At 59.4% G+C, this 1,356-nt stretch carries 3 protein-coding genes; 1 reads left to right on the top strand and 2 read right to left on the bottom strand.

Going from position 1 to position 1,356, the window contains the following annotated elements:
- Positions 1 to 243: 243 nt before the first annotated feature.
- Complete coding sequence (locus P3T23_RS47670) at positions 244 to 444, top strand: hypothetical protein (protein ID WP_429322952.1); 201 nt, start codon at positions 244 to 246, stop codon at positions 442 to 444.
- Positions 445 to 559: 115 nt separating this feature from the next.
- Here the strand turns inward: P3T23_RS47670 and P3T23_RS47665 are convergent, their stop codons facing one another.
- Both P3T23_RS47665 and P3T23_RS47660 read right to left on the bottom strand, forming a co-directional pair.
- Positions 560 to 820 carry a hypothetical protein gene (locus P3T23_RS47665; RefSeq protein ID WP_429322951.1) on the bottom strand — a complete coding sequence of 87 codons (261 nt, stop codon included), beginning with the start codon at positions 818 to 820 and terminating at the stop codon, positions 560 to 562.
- 138 nt (positions 821 to 958) lie between these two features.
- Positions 959 to 1,356: hypothetical protein (locus P3T23_RS47660; protein WP_429322950.1), on the bottom strand; the 398-nt coding region annotated here is incomplete at its 5' end.

Here is a 1,356-nt window from a genome sequence, read left to right as displayed (position 1 = left end):
CCTCGCAAAAAGATGCCAGTTAACGCGCTTCCGCCTTTGTTTACAACCCTCACAAGCAGTTTTTAACATTCGTAACGTTTCGTGCGATGGCCCTGTGCGTCTGCCCGGCTCTCCGCCAGTTTGAGACCTGTCCTGGAGGGTTTCCATTGGCAGACGGGTTTAATAAACGCTGTCGATCTGACTATCAAACCTCTGGCTGCGGAACGGGCTGTTCCGTACCAGCGCCACATGAAGGAAAACGTGATGCCGACTGAAAATGCCTTGATACCGGTAGACGGGATGGACCGCTGGATGTGTGCCTGGCACAGGGAATCGGTCGCGAACGGTTTCATCAGTCGGCCGTACAACCCCGACGAAGCGGCCTTGAAGCGGCTTGTGAAATGCTTCGAGGCCGGACTCGCACCGGGAGAGGCTGCCCAGATGATGTTCTGCGCCCGCCACTGACTATCTGCTGTTTTCGCTTGCCAACCCGAAAATGCGATCCAGAAGCGGTACGAAAATTTCTGACCGGTGCCCCGCGCACCAGGCGCGCTCGCGAGTCGGACAGAACAACCTGCTATCACCCCAGCGCGCACTCGGCCTGATACACCAGCACGGCAGCCAGGATGAGCGCGCCGAGGCTCGCGTTGCCCCACAGCACAAGCTCCTGGAGGTGCGGATGACGGCCCAGCGGACGGTGAAACAGCAGCGCCGCGGCCAGCAGCATGAGCGGCGCCGCGGCAGCAACCATCCCGCCTGGAAAATCGAGGCCGCGCGACACCCCCAGACACATCAGTGCGCCAATAAAGGCGCACCCCCATTGCACGGAAGTTGAGAACACGCCTCCCTTCATCTCGCCGCCCAAAAATTGCCGGGAACGGCGTACAGGATAGTCGCTCGAGATTACATTAGGCGCACAAGGATGCCTGCCTGCCGGTCCTGCGGCGTCCGTTTGCTCTCACTGCTGCGAGGCTGGTCGTCAGCGGGAAACCGACAGTCGTGTCACCAGCTGCAATCTGATGGCTACCCGAAGATGCCGGTTGGCTACAATCGCGTTTTTTCCTCTCGATGAATGTGCAACGCGCTCGCGCGGGCTCCTGCCACAAAAAACGCGCGCGTGTGCGAGGGAAAGTCGGGGCGTCTCATTGTCGCGACTGTGGACAAGTGAGGGGATAAGTTCGGTCTGCTCACGAGCGTGAAAAGCGTGCGGAACGGCGATCGGCGGGTGAGCCGCGCCGGTGGCGGCGCTGCGGCGGATGAAAATAAAGTTGTCCACTGGCCGTGTCGAGGCCAGATTCAGATGTCCGCTTTCCGGCCAAGTTGAAATGTCCGGGTTTAAGGGGTTTGTTTCTAACGCCTTTTGTCTCACACATTGTT

Source organism: Paraburkholderia sp. GAS448, assembly GCF_050435685.1.
Classification (GTDB): Bacteria; Pseudomonadota; Gammaproteobacteria; order Burkholderiales; family Burkholderiaceae; genus Paraburkholderia.
Note: the sequence above shows the minus strand (reverse complement) of the source record. Positions and strands in the feature narration are given on the sequence as shown.